The sequence below is a fragment of the Aquitalea sp. LB_tupeE genome, from assembly GCF_013391415.1.
Classification (GTDB): Bacteria; Pseudomonadota; Gammaproteobacteria; order Burkholderiales; family Chromobacteriaceae; genus Aquitalea.
On sequence record NZ_JACAXB010000033.1, the window covers coordinates 1 to 17,479 of the forward strand.

14 protein-coding genes are annotated in these 17,479 nt (G+C 57.9%); 6 read left to right on the forward strand and 8 right to left on the reverse strand.

What is annotated here, in order from left to right; translation table 11 throughout:
- Positions 1–176: 176 nt before the first annotated feature.
- Positions 177–1,154 (reverse strand): GlxA family transcriptional regulator, encoded by a 978-nt coding sequence (locus HWX34_RS16695; RefSeq protein WP_178973310.1) that lies wholly within the window; start codon positions 1,152–1,154, stop codon positions 177–179.
- A 114-nt stretch (positions 1,155–1,268) separates the two neighbouring features.
- On the opposite strand from HWX34_RS16695, the gene HWX34_RS16700 reads away from it, so the two are divergent.
- Entirely contained in the window at positions 1,269–2,069 is an 801-nt protein-coding gene (locus HWX34_RS16700) for an acyl-CoA thioesterase II (protein WP_178973311.1), read from the forward strand.
- 39 nt (positions 2,070–2,108) lie between these two features.
- Here the strand turns inward: HWX34_RS16700 and HWX34_RS16705 are convergent, their stop codons facing one another.
- Complete coding sequence (locus HWX34_RS16705) at positions 2,109–2,390, reverse strand: DUF3761 domain-containing protein (RefSeq protein ID WP_178973312.1); 282 nt, start codon at positions 2,388–2,390, stop codon at positions 2,109–2,111.
- Between the two features lie 258 nt (positions 2,391–2,648).
- Here HWX34_RS16705 and HWX34_RS16710 point away from each other — a divergent pair, with 258 nt between their 5' ends.
- Entirely contained in the window at positions 2,649–3,062 is a 414-nt protein-coding gene (locus HWX34_RS16710) for a hypothetical protein (RefSeq protein ID WP_178973313.1), read from the forward strand.
- Between the two features lie 13 nt (positions 3,063–3,075).
- On the opposite strand, the gene HWX34_RS16715 is transcribed toward HWX34_RS16710, so the two are convergent.
- The gene (locus HWX34_RS16715) at positions 3,076–3,810 is read right to left on the reverse strand and encodes an ABC transporter substrate-binding protein (protein WP_178973314.1); all 735 of its coding nucleotides are present in this window, start codon (positions 3,808–3,810) and stop codon (positions 3,076–3,078) included.
- 505 nt (positions 3,811–4,315) lie between these two features.
- Between HWX34_RS16715 and HWX34_RS16720 the strand changes: the two genes are divergently transcribed.
- The gene (locus HWX34_RS16720; protein ID WP_178973315.1) at positions 4,316–6,361 is read left to right on the forward strand and encodes a methyl-accepting chemotaxis protein; all 2,046 of its coding nucleotides are present in this window, start codon (positions 4,316–4,318) and stop codon (positions 6,359–6,361) included.
- 116 nt (positions 6,362–6,477) lie between these two features.
- A complete protein-coding gene (locus HWX34_RS16725) occupies positions 6,478–8,547 on the forward strand; it encodes a bifunctional diguanylate cyclase/phosphodiesterase (protein WP_178973316.1) in 2,070 nt (689 codons plus the stop codon).
- Here the strand turns inward: HWX34_RS16725 and HWX34_RS16730 are convergent.
- The 4 genes from HWX34_RS16730 to HWX34_RS16745 form a co-directional block, all read right to left on the reverse strand.
- Entirely contained in the window at positions 8,535–8,915 is a 381-nt protein-coding gene (locus tag HWX34_RS16730; RefSeq protein ID WP_370459770.1) for a VOC family protein, read from the reverse strand. The two genes, HWX34_RS16725 and HWX34_RS16730, sit on opposite strands and share 13 nt — an antisense overlap.
- A 283-nt stretch (positions 8,916–9,198) precedes the next feature.
- Entirely contained in the window at positions 9,199–10,509 is a 1,311-nt protein-coding gene (locus tag HWX34_RS16735; protein WP_178973318.1) for an MFS transporter, read from the reverse strand.
- Positions 10,510–10,594: 85 nt separating this feature from the next.
- The gene (gene ccoS / locus HWX34_RS16740) at positions 10,595–10,789 is read right to left on the reverse strand and encodes a cbb3-type cytochrome oxidase assembly protein CcoS (RefSeq protein WP_178973319.1); all 195 of its coding nucleotides are present in this window, start codon (positions 10,787–10,789) and stop codon (positions 10,595–10,597) included.
- Entirely contained in the window at positions 10,789–13,224 is a 2,436-nt protein-coding gene (locus HWX34_RS16745; RefSeq protein ID WP_178973320.1) for a heavy metal translocating P-type ATPase, read from the reverse strand. Before HWX34_RS16745 ends, ccoS begins: the two co-directional genes overlap by 1 nt.
- A gap of 105 nt (positions 13,225–13,329) precedes the next feature.
- Between HWX34_RS16745 and HWX34_RS16750 the strand changes: the two genes are divergently transcribed.
- A complete protein-coding gene (locus HWX34_RS16750; protein ID WP_255497301.1) occupies positions 13,330–14,319 on the forward strand; it encodes an NAD(P)H-quinone oxidoreductase in 990 nt (329 codons plus the stop codon).
- A gap of 176 nt (positions 14,320–14,495) precedes the next feature.
- Here the strand turns inward: HWX34_RS16750 and HWX34_RS16755 are convergent, their stop codons facing one another.
- Positions 14,496–15,383, reverse strand: coding sequence for a hypothetical protein (locus HWX34_RS16755; protein WP_178973321.1), 888 nt, complete (start codon positions 15,381–15,383; stop codon positions 14,496–14,498).
- A 150-nt stretch (positions 15,384–15,533) separates the two neighbouring features.
- On the opposite strand from HWX34_RS16755, the gene typA reads away from it, so the two are divergent.
- On the forward strand, positions 15,534–17,348 hold the full coding sequence (gene typA / locus HWX34_RS16760) for a translational GTPase TypA (RefSeq protein WP_178973322.1): 1,815 nt from the start codon (positions 15,534–15,536) through the stop codon (positions 17,346–17,348).
- The last annotated feature ends 131 nt before the right edge of the window (positions 17,349–17,479 follow it).

Sequence of the window (17,479 nt, forward strand, 5' to 3'; positions counted from 1 at the left end):
GTAAGGGGGCTGCGAGTTGGCGTGGCAATAGAGGTACTGATCGCCAGCCCGGCACGCTCCTTTCAGGAGTGACTTGCCGGTCTGGTCAATTGCGATGTTCAAGTCACGCAGCAGCGGGCTTTTTCTTATCCTAGGTGCCTGGACGCATTGGACCTTGCCTGGTTGGTTCACCGCACTCAGCTGGCAAATCGGCGCCGGTATTCCGCCGGGGTGCAGTGCAACTCGCGCTGGAACAGACGGCGAAAGCTGGCCAGATCGGCATAACCCACCCGGCTGACAATTTCATCCAGCGGCAGGGTGCTGGTTTCCAGCAGGTGGCGCGCCGCCTGCAAGCGTAGCTGCTGCAGATAGCGCAGTGGTGGTTGTCCCAGCACCTGCTGGAAGCGTCGCATGACGGTCCGTTCACTGGCACCTACGCTGACAGCCAGTGCCTCCAGCCGGTATGGCTGATCCAGCTGCCGCTGTAGCCAGTCCTGACAGCGCAGTACCAGCTCATCGTCATGGCCGGCAAAATTTCGCATGGACATATAAGGTGCCTGACTAACCCGGTTGAGGTCGGTCAGCATCAGGCGGGCGCATGAAGTGGCCAGTTGCACACCGGCCTCTTGGCGGATCAGGCGCAAGGCCAAGTCGATATAAGAGGTGGTGGCCCCGCCACACCAGACGCCATCCGCCTCGCTGCAGGTGGCGTAATCATGCAGCTGTACCTGCGGGTAGCGCTGACGGAACCAGTGGTGCAGCCACCAGCTGACGGTTGCCTCGCGGCCATCCAGCAGGCCATGCTCGGCCAGCAGGGGGACGCCCGTACAGAACGACATGACACGGCGGCCGGCCCGATGCAGCCTTTTCGCCAATGCGCCCGCGGTCTCTTCCGCCATCAGGCGTGCTTCAAAATCACTCAGGCGATGATAGCTGATGGGCGGCAATACCAGGGTGTCAGCCTCTTCGGCTAATGACAGGTCTCCGTTTGGTGTCAGCACAATGCCGGATGCCGTGGTCACGGCTTGGCCGTCCAGGCTGAACAAGCGCCAGGCAAATGGTTGGGGCCGGTTTTTGTAGGCTGCAATCTGGTTGGCAAAATGCAGCAAGTCGATCAGCCCGGTCACGCTGCCGGCATAACAGTCCTGCAGTAGCAATACACGTAATTGATGCATGATTTTGGCAATATCGACATTTAAGTTGTCGATATTGCCACTGCGGCATGTTGATTGCCACTGCTAGACTGCCGCTTGTCGTTTACACCAGCCATCAGGCTCAGGGAAGTCAGCATGCATATCGATGAAATTTGCCGCAGCATCACCCCCGTCATCGGCCAGCCTGGCCTGTTTCAAGCCGAGGTGGATGATGGCTGGGCGCAGGGGCGTACCCTGTTTGGCGGCATACAGGCCTTGTTGGCCGTGCGTGCCATGCGAACCGCCATGCCGAACTTGCCACCGCTGTGGTCGCTGCATACCACCTTTGCTGCGCCGGCAGCTGCGGGCAGGCTTGGCTTGCAAGTGGAGATGCTGCGCCAAGGACGTTCCGCCGTACAGGTGGCGGCACGCCTGATGGCGGGCGAGCAGGTGGCGGCCATGTTTGTCGCTGTTTTCGGTGCGTCAAGAGACTCGGCCTTGTCGTTCAAGCCAGTGCTTACGCCGCTGGCTGACAATGTCAAACCCGGACCGGAGCTACCCTTTATGGCCGGCTTGTCGCCCGAGTTCACCCGGCACTATGCCTATCGCTGGGTGGAAGGCGGCCTGCCTTTCAGTGGCCATACCGCAAAGACAAACCGCATCCTGTTGCGGCAGCGTGACCCGGGCCTGATGAATGAGGAGCAGATTGTTGCCATGGCCGATGCCATTCCGCCGGTGGCCCTGTCGCTGGTGCAAGGGCATGCTCCTGCCAGCACCATCAGCTGGGAGCTGGAGTTCGTGCATCACGGCCAAGCAGTCAGCACCGAGGGATGGTGGCGCATGGATGCCAGCCTGGTTGCTGCACGAGATGGTTATGCCAATCAGGATGCACATCTGTATGGTCCGGATGGCGAACTGGTTGCGTTGTCACGCCAGGTAGTGGCGGTATTTGCCTGAGGGGGGGGCCGCGAGCGCGTCCATCTGGTCGCGTGCGGCCTATCCCAGCCAGGCTAGCACCCCGCCGTGACGGGAGCAGGTGCCACGATGGTGCTGGCTGAAGCTATAGCTGCCGTCCCGGCATTGCGCAGTGGCACCCTGTGGTTTTTGCCCGGATTTGCTGTGTGCGGGCCGGTGTACTGCGTTGCCATCCTTGTTGGTATAGCTGCCATGCTCGATCAGCTGCGTTTCGTCAGGCGGATTGCCCGCTGCTGCTGGTGCTTTGGCGTAGGTCAGTGGGCAGGCGAGGGTGGCGAGCAACAAAAGGATGGCGCGGTTCATGATGGTAATTTCAGAGTGATGGCCAATCATGACATACAAGTATTATCATATGCCAATTTTGCTACCGCCTTTCAACTGCGCGCCGCCAGCACGCAAAGGATAAATGATGCACAGCATGCCGCTCTCCATGCGCTTACCGCGTGATGTTCCCGCACAGTCTGTATTTTCCCTTGGCCATGGGGCAGTGGTGACGTTCGGCAAAAAGCGGGCTGGCTTTGTGATTGCCAGCGGCTTGTGCAGGATGGATGGCGTTTGAGCATGGCACTGTACACGCAGTCCCATGGCAAGCTGCATGCGCGTTTCGACATTTTGCTGCGACTATGGGCGGTTGCGGCTGTTTGCGCGGCAGTCTCGCATCTGGTGCTACCGGGCTGGACAGCGGCTGGTACTACCTGGGCGATGTCTGTGCACTGGCAGCGGGAAATTGCCTACTTTGACTTGTTTATTGCCATCATCTTTGGCTGGTCTGCCCGGCAAGCGGATATCCGTATCAAACGTGCGGCCACCATGCTGTTATGCGGGCTGTCCTTGCTGCTGGGGGAGAATCATCTGGAGGGGTGGCTGACCGAGGCCAAGCTGTTCCATGTATTGTTTACCCTGGGCAACGGCCTGGCCGTGCTGTGGGGGCTGGTGGCCTGTGTCAGTGTACGCAAAGCCTTGGCGCGGGCATGAGTAAAGGAAAGGACTAGCGCATATATTTGCGCATGGTCTGTTCGTAAAAACCATCCTGTTTCATGTCATTGATGGCCTTGGCCAGTCTGGCTGCTATTGCCGGTGAGAATCTGGGGCCGGAAGCCAGCCAGCTTTGGCTGCTGTATACCACTGCACCTTCCGTGGGCAGGTTGCCGTGCTGTACCTGGTAGGTCTGGTTGAAGGTGATGGATGCGCCCAGAAAGCTGCCTATCCGGCCTGCGTTCAGCATCTTGGCCATTTCGGGCAACTGGCCTTCTACGAGAGTGGATGCGCTGACGCCTTGCTGCGTCAGCCAGCTACGAATGCTTGAGCCTGATCGCACGCCGATCAAACCCCGGTTAATCGCTTGCTGCAGGGTATTGCATGGTTCAGCCCCATTGCGGGTAAAAAACCTGAAGTCCGTGGTATTGGTCACGACAATCCAGTTGAACAAAGGCTCACGCTCCGGCGTGCGGGCGAAATAAATGATCAGGGCATCAGGGCTGGCCAGCACTTCGCGCATCGCGCGGACCCAGGGGCGGATTTTGACATTTGGCACATAACCTGCCCGGCGGATGGCCTCACTGCCTATCTCTATCATCAGGCCAGGCGTGGCATCTTCTTTTTGGTTGCAGATTTTGGGCAGGTAGTCACATTCCAGGTCCAGCGTCTGTTTGCCGGGACCAGCCCAAGCGCTGACTGCGCCAAACAGCAGGCCAAGCCGCAACATCAAAGATGGCAAGGACATCAACATATGCTCCTTGGCAATGTGAAATCAATGTACTGCCTTCTTTATATAGCGCGAGATGCCTATTTTGTGCAGGCATATTCGCCCCTGGGCGGTGATTTGGCATCGTGCACAGCAACAAATTCATGACATGGTCAGCTTGTGACAAGCATGGTCTTGCGATGATCCGATTTGCGAGGAAAGTACTTGTCAATGAAATGGTCATTATTTGCGCTGACTGAAAATAGCAATCAAATCAACATTGTTAGCGGTTTGGTGATGGCTTGTGCTGCATGATGGGCGGGCAGGTGCAATCTTGTTGTGTGGCAGCCTGGCACTGAGATTGCGTGGACAATTTGTCCACGTATTCGCGAATGCGACTGACTTTGATTTTGATCAAGGGTGTTCGTTCTAGGAACTTGGCTAATTCATTTTCATATTATTATCCGCCACAAGAATTAGACCAATGTACTAAACCGTTGCAGCTTGCTGCACTTTACTCCCAGCCCACTACCCAGTCCTTGTTATGTCTGAATCGCACACCATTTCCCCTCGTTCACTCAGCATTGCCGCCAAGCTCAATCTGGTGCTTTGCCTGCTATTGATTGTTGTTCTTGGCATTGCTGGCACCTGGCTGACCCATTGGCAAGGCTTGCGCATGGAAAACCAGATGCAGCAGGAAATGCAGCAAGCAAACCGACAGGTCATCGACATGATGGATGCCTATGCTGCGCAACTTGAACGTTCGGCGGCGCTGGCGGAAGTGGCCTTGCGCAGCGTGCTGGCCGGCCCGGTGATGGTGGGAAGTGGGCGGGTGGAAAGTGCCGGCAAACAGCTGCCGCAATTGCGGATTGGCGAGCACGTCATCAATAACGCAATCAATGAGGTGGACCGTTTCACCCGCATGAGTGGCTCACTGGCCACGGTATTTGTGAAAGATGGCAGTGAGTGGGTGCGGATTGCCACTTCGGTCAAGAAAGAAGATGGCAGTCGTGCAGTAGGGACGCCGCTCAGTCACGATTCCCCAGCCTATGCCAGTCTGAATGCCGGACAGTCTTATACCGGCCCGGCACAGTTGTTCGGCCGTGACTACATGACCTTATACACCCCGCTGACCAATGAGGCCGGTCAGGTGGTGGCGGCACTGTTTGTGGGTGAGGAGTTCACTGCCAGCCTGGCCGCTTTGCGACAGAAAATCATGTCGGTCCGCTTTGGTGAGTCCGGTTACATCTATGCTTTTGATACCCGGAGTGAGCCTGGCCGCATGATGATTCACCCGCATTCGCAGGGTAAGAATCTGCTGGACTTCAAAGACAAGGACGGCATTGCCATCAACCGTGTGATGCTGGAGCAAAAGCAAGGCAGCTTGCATTACCACTGGGCCAAGCCGGGTAGTGACGAAGCAGCCCGTCCCAAGATTGCCGTGTTTGACACATTCCAGCGTTGGGGCTGGGTTGTGGCAGCCAGTAGTTATGAAGATGAATTTGCCACGCAGTTGAATGCCATGCGGATTAGGCTGGCCTTGGGTACGGTCATCATCATTGCATTGTTGTCGGCTGCCACTTATTGGGCCAGCAAGCGCTGGGTGGCACGTCCGCTGGCCGGGGCGGTAGAGGTTATCCGCAAGGTGGCGGATGGCGACCTGACCGTACATTTCGAAGTGACAAGCCAGGATGAGGTAGGCGAGTTACTGCACGCGGCGGATGAAATGAGCAGTCATCTGCGCAGCATGATCGGTGAAGTGGAAAGCAGCCTGATTTCGCTGTCGGTGCAAGCCCAGCAGCTGGTGAGCATTGCGGAAGATGTTTCTACCGCATCCGGCGAACAGAATTCATCCGCCAGCACCATGGCCGCCTGTGTGGAAGAAATGAGCAGCAGTATCAACCAGGTGGCACGCCATGCCGAACTGGCACGTGAAATGGCGGTGGATGCCAATGAAAAATCGCATAGCGGCGTCCATGTGGTTGGTCAGGCTACACAAACCATGGGGCAGATTGCGACGGCAGTGCAGCAGGCGGGTCAAACCGTAAAACAGCTGGATGGCCTGTCCGAACGCATTGCCGAAGTTGTCACCGTGATTCGTGACATCGCCGATCAAACCAATTTGCTGGCCCTCAATGCAGCCATCGAGGCAGCCCGGGCCGGTGAGGCCGGACGTGGCTTTGCCGTGGTGGCCGATGAAGTGCGTAAACTGGCTGAGCGCACCACGCAATCGACTTTGCAGATCAGCGACACGGTCAGCAAGATCCAGAGTGGTGCCCGCATGGCAGTAGAGCATATGGAGCAGGGTGTGGCTCAGGTGGAGCAGGGCGTGAGCAGTGCCGCCAGTGCCAGCAACAGTCTGCAGGCCATTCAGGAAGGTGCACGTCAGGTAGGGAGTGCCGTCAGCGGTATTTCCGAGGCACTGAGCGAGCAGGATGCTGCCAGCCGGGATATTGCGCTGAACGTGGAAAAAATCGCGCAACAGGCCGATGGCAATCATGGCAAGGCACGTGCGGCAGCCCAGTCGGCCAGCGCACTGGCTGGTCTGGCCGGCACGCTGCGTACCAGTATTAGCCGTTTCAAGCTTTAAAATCAGCCTATCCTTACCCTATACCTTGTTGGCTGGGTTATCCTGCACACTGTAATCAATCCATGACAGTGTGCAGCACCGCCGGTGCAGTGACTGCCAGCTTCCCAGTCGACACAATGACCCCTAACAATTCCATCCTGGAAGGTTTGTTGCATGAGGCCGTGCCATTGCTGCGCGGCTTGTGCAGCAATGCGCTGATCGGCGTATATGTCATTCAGGATGACCGTTTCGTCTTCGTTAACGAAAGACTGGCCAGTCTGTTCGCTTACACAGCCCAGGAGCTGTGCAGTGGCATGGGCCCGCAGCACCTGACGGTAGAAGACGATAGGCCCCTGGTGCGTGAGCAGGTGGCGCGCCGCATGAGCGGTCAAGTGCAAAGCAGCCATTACAGCTTTCGTGGTATCCGCAAGGATGGGACAGGGCTGGATGTGGAAGTATTTGGCGTCAGCACCTGTTTCGGTGGTCGGCCTGCCATCATCGGCATGTTGATTGATGTGACCGAGCGCAATGATGCCGAGCGTGCAGTGAAAGACCAGTTGCGCTTCATCACCCGCCTGGTCGACAACATCCCGAATCCGGTTTTCTACAAGGACGAGGTGGGTCGCTACATCGGTTGCAATGCCGCATTTGAACAATTCATTGGCACCCCGCGCGAGCAATTGATTGGCTATTCGGTTTTCGACCTGTCTCCACCAGACCTTGCCGCGCGTTATCACGCAGCAGACCAAAGCCTGTTCAACAGTCGTGGCACACAGATTTATGAGGCGCAAGTGCAATATGCCGACGGCAGCCGGCATGATGTGGTGTTCTACAAAGCCACTTTTGACAAGGCAGATGGCAGCCTGGGAGGCCTGGTCGGCCTGATACTAGATATCAGCGAACGCAAGCAGATGGAGCAGGCCATCTGGCACGAAGCCAATTACGACGCCTTGACCGGTCTGCCCAATTTGCGGCTGCTGCGCGACCGGCTGTCCGAGGAGCTGGAGCGTGCGCGCAGGCAAGGCAGCACATTGGCCTTGCTGTTTATCGACCTGGACCGATTCAAGGAAGTCAATGACACGCTGGGCCATCAGGTGGGGGATCAGTTGCTGATTCAGGCGGCTGAACGCATTCAGGCGGTAGTACGCAGCAGCGACACAGTCTCGCGCCAGGGAGGTGACGAATTCGTGGTCATTCTCTCGGACATCAATAACGCGCAGGCAGCCGGGATGGTGGCCAGCAAAATCATCCGCTTGCTGCACCTGCCCTTCCTGTTGGGCAGCAATGAAGTCTATGTGTCGGCCAGTATCGGTATTGCGCTATACCCTGACGACAGTACCGGACAGGAAACGCTGGTCAGTTATGCCGACCAGGCGATGTATGCCGCCAAGGCCAGCGGTCGTAATTGCTTCAGTTACTTCACGCCGTCCTTGCAAGAGGAGGCGATCCGGCGTCAAGCCATAGGCAAGCAGTTGCGTCGCGCACTGGCAGAAAACCATTTCGAGGCCTGGTTCCAGCCCATCATGCCCTTGCATAAAGGGCTGCCGGTCAAGGCTGAGGCGCTGCTGCGCTGGCATCACCCCACAGATGGCATCCGCTTGCCCGGTGAATTCATCGCCGTGGCTGAGGAAATCGGCATGATTGGTGATATTGGCAATCTGGTGTTCCAGCAAACCATGGACTTGCTACAGCAATGGCCGCAAGGGCAGGTCAGCGTCAACATCTCGCCACGACAATTGATCAGCGGCGAATGTGGCCTGTGGCCGCAGGAGATGGCGGCGCGTGGCTTGCCAGCGTCCTGTCTGGCAGTAGAAATCACCGAGAACCTGTTGCTGGATGAACGGCCGATTGTGGTGAATACCCTGCTTGGCTTTCACCAGGCAGGGATGGAAGTGAGTATCGACGACTTTGGCACCGGTTACTCCGCCATGTCCTATCTGAAAAAATTCAATATCGACTATCTGAAGATAGACCGCAGCTTCATTCAGGGGCTGGCCAATGACAACACTGACCGTGCCATTACCGAGGCGGTGATTGCCATGGGCCACAAGCTGGGCATGAAGATCATTGCTGAAGGCGTGGAAACCCAGGCGCAGCTGGATCTGCTGCTGCAGGCAGGCTGTGACTATGCCCAGGGTTATCTGTTTGCGCGGGCCATGCCGCCGGCAGACTTCATCGACTACATCCGTCAGTATCAGTCAGCATAGAATTCAATCGGCAAGTCATCCGGGCCCTGGCAGAAGAAAAAATGCCGGTCGGTAATTTCATCCAGCCGGATATCCTCACATGGCACACCTTGCTCAATCAGCGTCTGGCGCACCTGCCCGAGATGGCTCACGCGCAAGGCCAGATGGCGCAAACCGCAAGCCTCAGGCCGACTCACCCGCGCAGGGGGTGACGGGAAGCTGAACAGCTCCAGCTGACAACCATCCGGCAAGGCCAGATTCAATTTCCACGATTCGCGTTCCGCCCGCCAAACCTCGCTGATAATCGGCAAGCCCAGAATGCGATGGTAAAAGTCCCGGGCTTGCGGGTAGTCAGCCGTGATGATGGCGATGTGGTGAACGCCGTCCACCAAAGAACTGTTTGTGCGCATGTCGATAGAAAATTTATATCAATACAGAAATGGTAATCAATTGGACAAAATTACTACCGGGCAAGACAATAGCCAGCACTGACTGACACTCAGTACCCGCGGAAACCGGTCTGATCAGGACCGGTTTCAGTCGCCAGTCGCACGCTGTGCCTTGCTTGTCGTGTAGCTGGCGATCCTCCCGCTTTCGGCGGTTTCGGGCCTTGACGCCGCCGAATGCTCTTGGGGCTGGCGCCACCTGGTGGTGCCAGCCTTTTTTTATGCCTTACTTGTCGATGGTTGCTTTAAGCCAACTGGTGCGCTGCTGCCAGATGACAGGTGCCTGCCACAGCAGATGCAAGGTAGCCAGAATATTCAGAATGGCCGTGCCCAGCAGCAAGTAAGCGATGCTGCCGAATTTCTGCAGCACTACCACGCTGGCCAGTGCGGCTGCCACCATGTAGAAGCCGTTGATGATGTTGTTTGCGGCGATGGCTTGCGAGCGAAAGCTGTCCGGGCTGGAGATTTGCAGCCAGGTATACAGCGGTACGGTGAAGAAACCACCAAAGAAGCCCAGCAGTGCCACATCCAGCATGTGACGCCAACTACCCAGTTGCGTCAGGAAAGTACCCAGCGGCATCAAGGCGCCTTGATAGCGCTGCATAGCACCCAGCGCCAGGTCAGCCCCGAATACTGTCATGCCGGCGCTGCCCAGCAGCACCAGTCCCAGCTGCAGGCGACCGTGCGACAGCTTGGCACAGATGACCGAACCCAGACCGATACCGATGGAAAACAGCGCCAGCATCACGGTGTAAACCTGCGCATCCCCACCCAGGTGCAGGCGGGTAAAGGTGGGTAGCTGAGTGGTGTAGACGGCACCCATCAGCCAGAACCAGGAAATCCCCAGAATGGCACTGCGGACATCGGCAATACGCCAGGCCTGACCCACCAGCCGTACCGAATCAGCCATGAAGTTGAAGGACAGCTGCAGATCCGGCGCGCCGGGAGGGGCGGCTGGCATGCGGCGGCTGAACAGCCAGCCACACACGGCGGTGAGCAACAGCAGGGAAACAATCAGCAGCGGGCCGCCTTCAGTCATCAGACTGCCGATGATCTGGCCGATGAGAATGGCCAGGAAAGTACCCATTTCGATCATCCCATTGCCGCCTACCAGCTCGTGTTCCTTCAGGTATTGCGGCAGGACGGAATATTTCAGCGGGCCAAAGAAGGCCGAATGGCAGCCCATCAGGAACAAGGCCGCCATCAGCGGGCCTGCCGCATGCAGGAAGAAACCGACACCGGCCAGCAGCATGATGCCAATTTCGGCCAGCTTCACGCCGCGCGCGATCATTGCCTTGTCAAACCGTTCCGACAATTTGCCGGCCGTCGCCGAAAACAGGAAAAAGGGCAGAATGAACACGCCAGCCGCCATATTGACCAGCAATTCAGGAGACATGCCACTCAGGGTGAGGCCGTGATAGCTGATCAGCACCACAATGGCTGTTTTCAGCAGATTGTCATTGAAAGCGCCCAGAAACTGGGTGCCAAACAAGGGAAAGAAACGGCGTGAGCCGAAGAAACTGAAGTCTGTTTTCACGGTGGATCAGCACGGGGTGGCAGGAAGGGCATGCTAGCCTATTCCCCCCGTGCTGTCAGCCATGCTCGTGTCAAGTTGGCTGCACTTAGTGCTCATCCGGTGTGCCGGTCTTGCTGGCAGGGCTTTTGTCACTGGGGGCGCGGTCGTCGTCCATCAAGATACGATGTGCCGGGCCTTCCATATCATCGAACTGGCCGGAGCGGGTGGCCCACCAGAACACCACGGCAATGACAAATGCCAGCACGATGCTAAGCGGGATGAGCAGATAAAGACTTTCCATCAGGATTTCCGTTTGACGAGTCGCAGGGCGTTGCTCACCACGATGAGCGAACTGGCAGCCATGCCCAGGCTGGCCAGCCACGGGGTCAGGTGACCACTCATGGCCAGCGGCAGGGCCAGCAGATTATACCCGGCTGCCCACCACAGGTTCTGCCTGATTACACCAAGGGTTTTGCGCGATAGCGCCAGCGCTTGTGGAATGAGAGCCAGCTGGTCGCCCATCAGCACCATGTCGCCACTGGCGCGGGCAACATCGGTACCGCCACCCATGGCCAGCGAGACATCAGCCCGCGCCAGCACCGGCGCATCGTTGATGCCATCACCCACCATCAGCACGCGCTTGCCTGCTTGTTGCAACTGACCGACAAAGGCCAGCTTGTCCTCGGGTGTGGCACGCGCATGCCAGTCGGCAATATGCAGCGTGTCAGCCAGGTATTTAACGGCATTGCTGCCGTCGCCGCTGAGCAGATGCACCTTGATGCCGCGCTGTTGCAGTTGGTCCACCATGGTGATGGCATCGCTTCTGACCGTGTCGCCAATGGCAAACACGGCTTGCGCGCCTGCCGAGTTGGCCAGCACCACCAGAGTGCAGTCGGGCTGCCAGTCGGCGGGCAGCGTCAGGGGCTCGGTCAGGCACTGATTGATGAATTCGACCGAGCCCAGTCGCCATGCCATGCCATCAATCACACCTTCCACACCCTTGCCGGGAATGCTATCAAGTCGCGAGGTGGCTGGGCCGGGGAGTGTGCCAGCGGCCTGGCGCAGTGCTTGCGCCAGCGGATGTTCCGATGCCTGCTCCAGGGCAGCGGCAATGGCCAGTGCCTGTTCCGCAGGCAGTGTGCCCAGTTGCATTTGCTCGCGCAGGCGCATGTCGCCATGCGTCAGCGTGCCGGTTTTGTCGAATACCACATCCGTCACCCTGGCCAGGGTTTCCAGTGCGTGGCCGCGGGTGGTCAGCAAGCCCAGTGCGGCCAGATGGCCGGTGGCGGCGGTCAGTGCCGCCGGAGTGGCCAGGGACAGGGCACATGGGCAGGACACCACCAGCACCGCCACCATGATCCACAAGGCACGTGCCGGTTCGATGAAGTGCCAGGCAAGATAGCTGCCAGCGGCTGCTAGCAGCAGCAGGGCGACAAACCAGCTGGCAAAGCGGTCGGCCGCCACGGCAAGACGTGGTTTTTCGGCCAGCGCCTGATCCAGCAGACGCACAATGCCGGCCAGTCGGGTTTGCTGGCCAGTCTGGCTGATCTGCACATACAACGGGCTGCTGGTGTTGACGCTGCCGGCAATCACGCTGTCGCCAACGTTCTTGGCAATCGGTTTGCTCTCGCCACTGATCAGGGATTCATTGGCGGCACTGCTGCCGTCCAGCACCAGGCCGTCGCCGGGAATGGTTTCGCCCGGTTTCACCAGAATCACATCGCCAGCATTGAGCATGGTGACGGTGGCTTCCTCGGTATCACGGCTCTGTGGCCAGTTGCTGGCGCGGTGGGCAAATGCCGGAATCAGCTTGACCAGGCTCTCGGTAGCCTCACCGGCTTTGCGCCGGGCAATGCCTTCCAGATAACGCCCGCCCAGCAGCAGGAAGACAAACATCGATACCGAATCGAAATACACGCCGTGGGGAATCTTGTTGATCAGTGCCCACAGGCTGGCAAAGAAAGACGTGAAAATGCCGATGGTGACGGGGGTGTCCATGCCGACACGACCCGACTTCAGGTCGCGCCAAGTATTCTGATAAAAGGGGACGGCCGAGTACAACATCACCGGCAGGGTCAGGATCAGGCTGGCCCAGTGCAGCAGCCAGAGGAAGTCCGGGTCGATGTCGCCATCCGGTGCCAGGTACACCGGCACCGCATACATCATTACTTGCATCATGGACAGCCCGGCCGCCCACAAGCGGCTGATGGCCTGCTTGCGCTGCTTTTGTGCCAGCGCCTCTTGCCGTTCGGCATCATAAGGATGGGCGCGGTAGCCAATGGCCGAAATGGCTTCCAGAATCTGCGACAGCTTGATGCGGTTGTTATCCCAGCAAACCCTGGCGCGGTGGCTGGTATAGTTGATGTCCACCGACAGCACGCCGGGCAACTGGCGGATGTGCTGCTCATTCAGCCAGACACAGGCGGCGCAGGTAATACCCTCCAGCATCAACGCAGCCTCGCGGCTGTTTTCGTCGCGCTGATGGACAAAGCTTTTTTGCAACTCTTCCGAGTCATACAGCCTGATCTGCTGCAAAATATCTGCCGGCAAAGCCTCGGCTTGCCGTGCGCCTTGCGTGCGGTGGGCGTAGTAGTCGGACAGGCCGGAATCAATAATGGTCTGGGCGACGGCCTGGCAACCTGCGCAGCAGGTGGCTTCGGTCTTTTCCCGGTAACGCACCGGAAAGTCGACAGCGTCGGGAACGGGCAGGCCGCAATGGAAGCAGTGATCAGTCATGGCGCGCCATTGTAAACAATACTCGAATGCATTGCTTGATCTGGCTCAGTTTCATGCAGTGCGGATTCTGCCTGAGTACAGGCGGCATAAGGAAAGGCAAGCAAGATGATGCAGGCAGTTTTGCAAGACGCACCGGGCGGGGTGGAAACGCTTTATATCGGAGAAGCGCCGCGTCCGCAGCGCCAGGTTGGCCAATTGCTGGTGCAGGTGATGGCGGCCGGTGTCAACCGGGCCGACATTGTACAGCGTGATGGCCATTATCCGCCGCCGCCCGGTGCCAGTACCATTTTGGGTCTGGAGATCGCCGGCGTGGTGGTGGAAGCCGACGCCAATAGCCCCCATCAACCGGGCGATGCCGTGTTTGGCCTGGTGGCGGGCGGTGCCTATGCCGAATATGCCGTGCTGGATGAAGTGCTGGCCATCGCCAAGCCGGATGAAATGTCCTGGGTGGAAGCGGCCAGCCTGCCGGAGGCCTGGATGACGGCATGGTTGAATCTGGTGCAGGTTGGGCAGATCGAAGCCGGAAAAAGCCTGCTGATCCATGCCGGAGCCAGCGGGGTGGGTGCCTGTGCCATTCAGCTGGCCTGCTTGCTGGGTGCACACCCGTTTGCCAGTGCCGGCAGCGCAGACAAGCTGCAATTCTGCCGTGCGCTGGGTGCCGAGCATGTATTCAACTACAAGGAAACGCCTGCCTTTTCCCGTCTGGTAAAAGAGTGGGGAGGGGTGGACATGATTCTGGATCCGGTAGGCGCTGCGTATCTGGCAGAAAACCTGGCGTGTCTGAAGCAGGACGGACGTCTGGTGAATATCGGCATCATGGGTGGTGGCAAGGCTGAGCTCAATCTGGGGATGGTGCTGATGAAACGGCTGTCTGTCATTGGCTCCACCTTGCGTTCCCAGCCACTGGCAAAAAAGGCCCCACTGGCGCAGGCACTGGCCAACACCATTCTGCCGGCCATCACGGCGGGCAAGCTGAAAACCACGGTGGATAGCTGCTATCCCTGGCAGCAAGTGGCAGATGCCCATGCCCATATGGAAGCCAATGCCAATCTGGGCAAGGTAGTGCTGACCTTCTACCCTGTCATGACGGCGTAATCTTCAGCACGTACTGTGTGCGCCGTGGGAGGTGTTTCACCTCTGACTGGTATGGATGGGATTCGGGGCGATGCGGCTATCGCCCCCTTTTTTTGCCCAGCGTTTCCAGACTGTGTTTCAGGCATGAAAAAAGCCTGCCGCATTGTACTGGCAGGCTTTGGCTGAGTGCAGCTTGATTACGCGGCTGTCGGGCTGACTGGCAAGGGCGACAGCGCTTCAATCAGCGCCACTTCCTGAGAGTAAGACAGGTTCTTCATCTTGAGCAGCAGGGCTTCGCCATCCACCCTGAAGTGCTGATCCAGCTCCTCGTCGATCATGCAGGCTTCCACTGCCAGCCATACTCCGCGGCAGGAGGCTGCTTCTTCAAAGCGCACATTTTTCAGTACATGTGCAATCAGTTGCAGTTCTGCGTCGCTAAACTGGCGTGACAGCACAGCCTGTTCGCGACGCACGATTTCCGCGTAGCGGTCGCAAATCTGCTGTACCCGCGCATCGTCACCATAATGATGCGGCTCGGCGGAGCTGGCGAGGTCGGTGTGATCAAACCAGGCATCAATCAAAGGCTTCAGCTGCGGCAAGTCCTCTTGCCACACGCGATGCAGCTCATCACGGAAATGCGCATTGTCGGTAAAGGACAGCTCGTCAAACGGCATGGCGGGCATGACTTGCTCTTCCAGCGTGCGATTGCCCACCCAGACGCGGCCTTCTTCGTCGCGGCTCACCGCGCCGCGCCATACCGATTGTTCTTCGGTGGCCAGGTTGTCGACATGAATTTCGACATAGGGCAGGGCAGGCTCGTCCAGTCCTTCATCTTCGGTGACCAGGCGCAGCGTGATGTCGAACATGCCATGCTTGAACACTTCCAGCAGCTGCAGCCCATCGTCGTGGCCGGCCAGGATGAATTTGTCCGGTGTTTCATAGACAGCCACGTCAGTCGTGTGCTGGGCCGGTTTCATCAGTTTGGCCGACAGCTCGTCTGCCAACAGGTTGGCATCGTTGTGATGCACGGAAAAACCGGTGCGATAACCTTCGTGTTCATGCCACAGGGCGTCCCAGTCATACATGGTCGACTCCTTGAGAATCTGTGTTTGCGTGGATTTCGGCGCGCAGTGTAACCAAATCATCATTGCTTGTCGCGATAATGCTTTGGGCAGTTGGCGCTGTACGTGATAGAATCTTACGATTTTTCCGCTTCAACCGACCGAATTCCGAAAATGACACGACAGATTCGTAATATTGCCATTATCGCCCACGTGGACCATGGCAAAACCACCCTCGTTGACCAGTTGCTGCGCCAGTCCGGCACCTTCCGCGAGAACCAGCAGGTAGATGAACGCGTAATGGACAGCAACGATCTTGAAAAAGAGCGTGGCATTACCATTCTGGCCAAGAACACCGCCATCGATTACGAAGGCGTGCACATCAACATCGTGGACACTCCGGGACACGCCGACTTCGGCGGTGAAGTGGAGCGTGTACTGGGCATGGTAGACGGCGTGCTGCTGCTGGTGGATGCCGTTGAAGGCCCGATGCCGCAAACCCGTTTCGTCACCAAGAAAGCCCTCGCCCTGGGCCTGCGCCCTATCGTAGTGATCAACAAGGTTGACCGTCCGGGCGCACGTCCTGACTGGGTTGTGGATCAGACTTTCGACCTGTTCGACAAGCTCGGCGCCACCGACGAACAACTGGATTTCCCCATCATCTACGCTTCCGGCCTGAACGGCTTTGCCAAGCTGGAACTGGATCAGGAATCCGACAACATGCGTCCGCTGTTCGACACCGTGCTGAAGCATGTTCCGCTGCCGAACGGTAGCGCAGATGCACCGCTGCAACTGCAAATCTCCGCGCTGGACTACTCCACCTATACCGGCCGTCTGGGTCTGGGTCGCATCCTGAATGGTCGCATCAAGCCGGGTCAGCAAGTTGTCGTGATGAACCATGAAGAGCAGGTTGCTGCCGGCCGTATCAACCAGCTGCTGGGCTTCAAGGGCCTGGAGCGTGTGGAAGTGGCCGAAGCCGAAGCCGGTGATATCGTGATCATTTCCGGTATCGAGGATATCGGTATCGGCGTCACCATCTGTGACAAGGACCAGCCGGCTGGCCTGCCGGTACTGTCGGTGGATGAACCGACCCTGACCATGGACTTCATGGTGAACTCTTCGCCGCTGGCCGGTACCGAAGGCAAGTTCGTGACCTCGCGTCAGATCCGTGACCGCCTGACCAAGGAACTGCTGACCAACGTAGCCCTGCGCGTTGAAGAAACCGAAGACTCCGACGTGTTCCGTGTTTCCGGTCGTGGCGAACTGCACCTGACCATCTTGCTGGAAAACATGCGTCGCGAAGGCTTTGAAATGGCCGTAGCCAAGCCGCGCGTGGTGTTCAAGGAAATCAACGGCGAGAAGTGCGAGCCGTACGAAAACCTGACCATCGACCTGGAAGATGATCATCAGGGCGCCATCATGGAAGAAATCGGTCGTCGCCGTGGCGAACTGACCAATATGGAATCCGACGGCATGGGTCGTACCCGCCTGGAATACCATATTCCGGCACGTGGCCTGATCGGCTTCCAGTCCGACTTCATGACCATGACCCGTGGTACCGGCCTGATGAGCCACGTATTTGACGACTACGCACCGGTCAAGCCGGACATGCCGGGTCGCCATAATGGCGTGCTGATCTCCCAGGAAAACGGCGAAGCCGTTGCCTATGCACTGTGGAAGCTGGAAGACCGTGGCCGCATGTTTGTTTCCCCGGGCGACAAGCTGTACGAAGGCATGATCATCGGCATCCACAGCCGTGATAACGACCTGGTGGTAAACCCGGTGAAGGGCAAGCAGCTGACCAACGTTCGTGCCTCCGGTACTGACGAAGCCGTGCGCCTGACCACCCCGATGAAGATGACCCTGGAGTCGGCTGTTGAATTCATCGATGATGACGAGCTGGTAGAAATTACTCCGAAGTCCATTCGCATCCGCAAACGCTACCTGCAAGAGCACGAGCGCCGCAAGATGAACAAACAAAGCTCCTGATCAAAAGGCGCAATGACAAAGGCAGCGAAAGCTGCCTTTTTTTGTTATTTACCTTCATATGTAAGCAAATATTTATTTGACTGGGGTTTATTTGATAGTTATAAATACAAGTGCGAGGTTTCCCGCCTCGT

What these genes read in the sequence shown, in the direction of transcription:
- HWX34_RS16695 (WP_178973310.1), bottom strand. Translation starts at nt 1,154, where the DNA reads ATGCATCAATTACGTGTATTGCTACTGCAGGACTGTTATGCCGGCAGC.
- HWX34_RS16700 (WP_178973311.1), top strand. Translation starts at nt 1,269, where the DNA reads ATGCATATCGATGAAATTTGCCGCAGCATCACCCCCGTCATCGGCCAG.
- HWX34_RS16705 (WP_178973312.1), bottom strand. Translation starts at nt 2,390, where the DNA reads ATGAACCGCGCCATCCTTTTGTTGCTCGCCACCCTCGCCTGCCCACTG.
- HWX34_RS16710 (WP_178973313.1), top strand. Translation starts at nt 2,649, where the DNA reads ATGGCACTGTACACGCAGTCCCATGGCAAGCTGCATGCGCGTTTCGAC.
- HWX34_RS16715 (WP_178973314.1), bottom strand. Translation starts at nt 3,810, where the DNA reads ATGTCCTTGCCATCTTTGATGTTGCGGCTTGGCCTGCTGTTTGGCGCA.
- HWX34_RS16720 (WP_178973315.1), top strand. Translation starts at nt 4,316, where the DNA reads ATGTCTGAATCGCACACCATTTCCCCTCGTTCACTCAGCATTGCCGCC.
- HWX34_RS16725 (WP_178973316.1), top strand. Translation starts at nt 6,478, where the DNA reads ATGACCCCTAACAATTCCATCCTGGAAGGTTTGTTGCATGAGGCCGTG.
- ccoS (WP_178973319.1), bottom strand. Translation starts at nt 10,789, where the DNA reads ATGGAAAGTCTTTATCTGCTCATCCCGCTTAGCATCGTGCTGGCATTT.
- HWX34_RS16745 (WP_178973320.1), bottom strand. Translation starts at nt 13,224, where the DNA reads ATGACTGATCACTGCTTCCATTGCGGCCTGCCCGTTCCCGACGCTGTC.
- HWX34_RS16750 (WP_255497301.1), top strand. Translation starts at nt 13,330, where the DNA reads ATGATGCAGGCAGTTTTGCAAGACGCACCGGGCGGGGTGGAAACGCTT.
- HWX34_RS16755 (WP_178973321.1), bottom strand. Translation starts at nt 15,383, where the DNA reads ATGTATGACTGGGACGCCCTGTGGCATGAACACGAAGGTTATCGCACC.
- typA (WP_178973322.1), top strand. Translation starts at nt 15,534, where the DNA reads ATGACACGACAGATTCGTAATATTGCCATTATCGCCCACGTGGACCAT.